This is a genomic window from Desulfovibrio sp. (assembly GCF_019424165.1).
Taxonomy (GTDB): Bacteria; Desulfobacterota; Desulfovibrionia; order Desulfovibrionales; family Desulfovibrionaceae; genus Desulfovibrio.
Map to the genome: position 1 here is coordinate 1 of NZ_JAHZAA010000023.1, position 5,874 is coordinate 5,874.

Annotated in this window: 7 protein-coding genes; 6 read left to right on the forward strand and 1 reads right to left on the reverse strand. The window is 55.8% G+C overall.

Annotation, left to right across the window (positions count from 1 at the left end; genetic code table 11):
• Nucleotides 1–9 precede the first annotated feature (9 nt).
• On the forward strand, nucleotides 10–117 hold the full coding sequence (locus tag QZ377_RS08615; protein WP_291440786.1) for a hypothetical protein: 108 nt from the start codon (nucleotides 10–12) through the stop codon (nucleotides 115–117).
• Between the two features lie 213 nt (nucleotides 118–330).
• Here the strand turns inward: QZ377_RS08615 and QZ377_RS08620 are convergent, their stop codons facing one another.
• Nucleotides 331–1,266 (reverse strand): hypothetical protein, encoded by a 936-nt coding sequence (locus QZ377_RS08620; protein ID WP_291440752.1) that lies wholly within the window; start codon nucleotides 1,264–1,266, stop codon nucleotides 331–333.
• A 237-nt stretch (nucleotides 1,267–1,503) separates the two neighbouring features.
• On the opposite strand from QZ377_RS08620, the gene QZ377_RS08625 reads away from it, so the two are divergent.
• From QZ377_RS08625 to QZ377_RS08645, 5 genes are all read left to right on the forward strand, one after another.
• A complete protein-coding gene (locus QZ377_RS08625) occupies nucleotides 1,504–1,974 on the forward strand; it encodes a CYTH domain-containing protein (protein ID WP_291440753.1) in 471 nt (156 codons plus the stop codon).
• A 14-nt stretch (nucleotides 1,975–1,988) separates the two neighbouring features.
• Nucleotides 1,989–2,627 carry a hypothetical protein gene (locus tag QZ377_RS08630; RefSeq protein WP_291440754.1) on the forward strand — a complete coding sequence of 213 codons (639 nt, stop codon included), beginning with the start codon at nucleotides 1,989–1,991 and terminating at the stop codon, nucleotides 2,625–2,627.
• A gap of 108 nt (nucleotides 2,628–2,735) precedes the next feature.
• On the forward strand, nucleotides 2,736–4,301 hold the full coding sequence (locus tag QZ377_RS08635; RefSeq protein ID WP_291440755.1) for an SLC13 family permease: 1,566 nt from the start codon (nucleotides 2,736–2,738) through the stop codon (nucleotides 4,299–4,301).
• A gap of 37 nt (nucleotides 4,302–4,338) precedes the next feature.
• Entirely contained in the window at nucleotides 4,339–5,268 is a 930-nt protein-coding gene (locus QZ377_RS08640; protein ID WP_291440756.1) for a hypothetical protein, read from the forward strand.
• A gap of 24 nt (nucleotides 5,269–5,292) precedes the next feature.
• Nucleotides 5,293–5,874: hypothetical protein (locus QZ377_RS08645; RefSeq protein ID WP_291440757.1), on the forward strand; the 582-nt coding region annotated here is incomplete at its 3' end.

Genomic DNA, 5,874 nt, shown 5'->3' on the forward strand with positions numbered 1-5,874 from the left:
ATATTGGGCGTGGCCGGAGCACTGCGCAGCGACGAAGGCAAGCGGGCTTTGGGCCTGATGGTGGAGCTGCTGAAAGCAAGCGGAAAGCTCTCTGCAACACAGGGTGCGCCCAGGTAACATTGGTCGGCCCGCAACGGCAATAACAACATACCGCGCCGCGGCCTGAACATTACGGCACGCGGCGGCCCGCTTGCGGCGCGGCCAAAGCCGCACAGGCTGCGGCCCTCAATACGGGCAAAAGAAAAATATCCGGCCATGCGCCACAATGTAAAAAGCGGGGATTACCCCGCTTTTTACATTGGTCCCGACACTCTCCCGCCCGGCAGGCGCTTACTGCATATTCCGCAGCATCTTGAGCTTGGAGCCGCCAAACTGGCCGCCGGCAGGCAGCTTCATGTGGGCCAGCCCCTGCATGAGCACCCTGCGGTAAAACTCGTCTCCGGCCGCCACTATCCCGGGTATGGCATAATAGTCCTGATCTTCAATGCCCATAGAAATTTCCAGCGCAATCGGCTCCCCACCCCAATGCTGCGCCCATGCCTCAAAGGTTATCTCCGCCTCAACCCCGGCCAGATCCACAAAACCCATCTTGGCAGAATAGGTGCAGACAGTTACGGGTTTAAGGAGTGTTTCAGGAGCAAGCCCGCTCTTGCCCAGCGCAGGAACGAAACGAGAAAACTGCTGCAACTGCGGGCGGTCGAGATCCCCGAAGGTGTGGTCTTCACCGCGTATGTTCACGCTTTTTTCCAGACGACTGCCCATATTGCCCTGGGCGTCAAGATAGGGATGGTCTTCAGCGGCAATCTTGCCCTTGACGCCCACAGGGTCCAGCGGCGTCCCCAGAATAAAGGCAGGATCCTTGCCGGACGTTTTTATGGTCAGCCTTCTCCCGTCCTTGGCGCTGCCGTCTTTCTTGTAGTTGGTGGTGATCCGCACCACAAAGCCCGCGTCGCGCAGGGCGAGATTTTCCGTATCATAATAGCTTCTTGCACGCAGGCGTATTTTGTTCTTTTCCGATTTTGTCAGCACGAAGCCGTTTTTTGAAGCCGAGGCAGACAGGGCATCCCAGAGCTTTTTAAACGATGCCTTGGCCTTGTCCGTATTGAACAGGGCGGGGTTCAGGGCCATTTTGTACTCAAGGCCGTTGACGGCCCCGTGGGGCTTCCAGGCCGCCACATTTTTTTCATAATGGCCCGGCCCGACAGCCAGCGCCATAGATGCGGAAAGCAAAATCCCCATTACCAGCAGAGCTGTCAGTCTATACATAGGAACTCCTTGCGGCTACTGAAGTTATTTGGCGCAATCATGCCACACGCACTATGCCGCTGTACAATAAAATCGACGGATGCAATGCATAAGGGCATCTTATACAAAAACACACAGATCGCGTGATCCATAAGTATAGCTTATGGACAATGCAGACACTTCTGATTTTTAACTTTTGGCCGGCAGCGATACGTTAGCACAGACGTCAACGGGACGTTTTCATGAAATCCAAGGAGAATGACAGTGGCTAAAGAAATTGAACGTAAGTTCCTCATAAAGGGAGAAGCGTGGCGCGCTCTTGCCGAGGGCACCATGTACCGTCAGGGCTACCTCAACAGCGCCAAGGAACGCACCGTGCGCGTGCGCACCGTGGGCGACAAGGCCTTTCTGACCATCAAGGGCATCACGGTGGGCGCAACCAGGGCCGAGTACGAGTATGAAATTCCCTTTGCTGACTGCAATGCTCTTCTGGACGACCTGGCCGAAAAGCCGCTGATCGAAAAAAAGCGCTACAAAATCAAGCAAGGCGAATTTACCTGGGAAGTTGACGAATTTTTCGGCGACAACCAGGGGCTTATCGTGGCTGAAATCGAGCTGACCAGCGAAGACCAGCAGTTCGGCAAACCCGACTGGATCGGTGAAGAAGTAACCGGTGACCCCCGCTACTTCAATTCCAACCTTATCAAACATCCCTTTACCCGCTGGTAGACAGGAGAATCTTCATGGCTGACGTCTTTGCTAAAAACGTATCCACCTCTGCGGCTGAAGCCGAAAAAATCGTTCCGCGCGCCGAATTCCGCGCTTTTGGCCACGGCATTGTCGACACGGTCAGAAAAAAAATGTGGGACTGCGGCGCGGTGCTTTTCAAGGCCCGCAAAATGCCCGCTGAAACGTATTTTCTTTCGGTGCATACCACCGAAGCCAACGTCAAGGTGCGCGACGGCCTGCTGGATATCAAGACCAAGGTGGGCGAAACGCCTGAAGGATACGAAATCTTTCAACCGCGCGGCAAATTTCAGTTTCCCGTTTCCAGGTCCGACCTGGCGGTGATTCTTTCCCACCTCAAGGTCGATATGCCTCTTGCCAAAGAGCAGTACGGCATTGAAGAATTTATCGAAATGGTACGCAAACACCCGGACATGGCCGCCGTAAGCGTAGAAAAAATGCGCTATGGCTTCACGGTCGACGGCATCATCTGCGAATACGCTCAGGTCTGGTTTAACGGCGCCCTGCTCGAATCGGCCTGCTGCGAAAGCGAAAATTACGCGGGCATGAAAAAAGCCGTGGAAGCCCTGGGCATCGCTGAACTTCCCAATACCAACTATCTCAAGGCCGCGCGCCGTGTTGTAGGTATGGAGTAATCTGCTGGAGCACCCGCCGGCTTCTCACTTCCCGGCGGTGTTTCAGCACCTTCCCAAGGGCCCGTCTCTCCCGAGGCCTTTGGGAAGGCCGCAGATCAAGGAGGCAACGTGTCGCAAGCAGCAAGCACCAAGGCATTTGACCCCTTGGATATCAGCAATTACTCCCTTGAAAAACTTCCGGAACTCAAGGGCGGCGTGTGGATGGACCGCATCAAGTTTGCGGGCATTCCACTGGGCATCATTTCCTTTCTTTATTTCTATCTGCAATGGTGCGGCCCCATCGGGGTTTTTGAAGAACAGACAAAAGTTCCGCCGGAACATTGCTATGCGGCGCTGGGCATCTTTGTTTCTTCTCTTGTTCTCTGGCTTTCCGAGGCCATCCCCAACTATCTGACTTCGTTTCTGATTATCGTGGCAACCATACTTACCGGTGTCATGAAAATGCGCCCGGCCTTTGCCATGCTGGGCGAACCCGTGATGATCCTCAACATCGCAAGCTTCATCATGGCCAGCGCCCTTGTGGTCACGGGCCTTGCCAAACGGATATGCCTTTATGTCGTTCTGTCCATGGGCAATAACGTCACGCTCATCCTGGCCTGCTTTATCGCGCTGAATCTGCTTCTTGGCGCATTCATCAGCGCCACGTCGGCAAAAACAGCCCTGCTTCTTCCGCTCTTTATGGTTATCTCGGCCATGTACGGCTCTACCGGTGGCGAAAGCCGCAACAATGTGGGCCGTAACATGGTGCTTCAGAACCTGCTGGCAAACAACGTTTCCGCCTCTGCCTTCATCACCGGCTCGGCAGCAAACCTGCTGGCGGCGCAACTGCTCGAAAATGCGGGCTACAAGGTCTATTACAGCGACTGGCTCATGGCCCTTCTGCCCCTTTCCATCATTCAGTGCGCCTTTGCCTGGTACACAGGAACCCGCTGGATATTCCCCATCCGCAAGGAAGACTCCAAACCCAAATTGTCCGGGGGCCACCAGCGCCTGCAACAGGAACTGGGCAAACTTGGCCCGGTTTCGTCGGCGGAAATCCGCGCGGGCATCGTTTTTCTGACCGTGCTGCTGCTCTGGGGTACTGACCGCTACCACGGCATCCGGGCCGAGGTTACCGCGCTTATGGGGGCCATTGCCGTACTTATGCCTGCCGTGTGCAAACTGCCGCGCATCGGCGTCATCAAATGGAACGATGCGGATATTCCCTGGCACATGCTCATGTTCAGCTGGGGAGCGTATGTGCTGGGCGGCCTTATGGATAAAACAGACATTGTGGGCCTGTGGATGCACTATTCGCTGGACACATGGAACGCGGCATCCCTGCCCAAGGTGGCGGTATTCGCCCTGCTGGCATCGCTTTTTGCCCTGACGACGCTGGTGAGCGAAAGCAAGACCGCCCGCACCATCGTGCTTTTTCCCATCATTATCAGCGTGGCAAAAAAATTCGGCTGGGACGTCATAGGCTTCTGCCTGCCCATGGCTTTTCTTATCAACCAGGTTTACGTGCTGTATTTCAACTCCAAACCGGCCAACATCAGTTACCTCACAAACCAGTACACCAGTTGGGAATCGTTCAAGTTCGGCATGTTCCAGCTTGTCGCCTGCGTGCTGATGCTCATCCTGTGGACGCAGTACGTCATGCCTCTTATGGGGTTTGACAGCAGGCTCTGGTAGCGCGCTCCGCGCGCGGCAACCTCCAACGGAGGCATTTATGCGCAAGATACTTGGCTTACTGTTATTGTTGGGTCTTATGGCTGCCCTTCCGGCAGTCGCGGCGGACCTGTACCAGCAAAATCTTTCACAGTGGAAGGGGCAGGTAAAGGACATTACCGGCCGGGAGTACAAGTTTCTTGTAGCTCCTGAAAAGGTGAACACCGACGTCACCGAGGCATTCAGGGAAATCTGGAACCAGGCAAAAACTGTGGCGGACTCGCTGCACATTGTCATGACAGAAAAAAAGAAAGACCCCTTTGCCCTGGCTCCGACAATCAAAACCTACTTTGACACGCCGGACCTGGCCCTGTGGAAAAAGGGCTACCTCATCCGCGTCACCACCAACTACCAGCGCGGCTACCCCGCAAGCCCGGTGCGCGTTTCGGTCAAAAGTCTCAACGGTCCTTTCGCCAAGGTGTTCGCTGCCAGGCTGGAAACAAAAGGCGTGAAAAGCAAAACCACGGTAGAGGACAATATCGGCATCGGCAAAGGCGGCCAGCTTGTCAGCTATCTGGACAAGTCCGCCAACTTCAGCCTTACACGGGGCGAACTTGGCGACATGAACCTGGCCGACTTCGGCGCGTATGTGCCGGAACTGCTCAAGCTCGGCCTGCCCGCGGACACGAAGCTGACGGCCCACGTAGCCTACGGCATGCGTTGCCGCCCGGGCCATATGGAACTGCCCGGTCTGGACAGGCCCCTTTCCGTCTCTATGGAAGCCTGGTCGCGCACCGAAGGCGGCGCGCCTTTTGTGTACGATTTTTCCTTTGGCTATGACGGTGACTTCAGCAAGCAGACTGAAGCCCACAAGGCCGGCGAAAAGCTCATGCAGGCCCTGAACGCCCGGCTGGGAGAAAAGCTGGCCATGAAGGACGTGCACAGATGGCTCGGCTCCAAGGTACGCGTACTGCTTGACCAGCCGCTGTAAGGGCTAACCACAAGGAGCAATAAGATGAAAAAATGCCTGATTTTTCTTGGCGCGCTCTGCATCATGCAGGGAACGGCCCTGGCCGCAGACAATCTTGATGCCCTTTACGGCATTGCCAACAGACCGTCCTACATCAAGCACTACGAGGCCGACAAGGAGCACAATGTCCTGCTCAACCCCTACCTTCAGGTAGCCACCAAGGATTTTCACGCCGTACTTGACGCCAAAAGGCCCGTTTACAACTACGTCATCACCCCCGAAGGCGGCGTGGCCCTTATTGAAGAAGCCCCGCATCCCTACGGGCGCACCTATCCCAATGGTTTTTTCCGCCCCGAGGACAAATCGCAGCGCAAAGCCGGCACCACCGAAAACTACGGCCATGTGTCCGGCACGGCGGGCGGCCCCGGCCGCATCAGCGGCGAAATAATCAACGATCGTAAAAACGGGTGCTGGCTCGTCAACAACAAGTCCGGGCGCTATTCCAAACGCAATATTGACCGCACGCCGGAACAGTTGCTCAATGCCTTTGTGCTCATGCAGGAAACCATTGATCCCGGCAGCCAGCCGTGGTGCAAAGGGGCGGCCTATCTGCTGGGTTACGCCCCG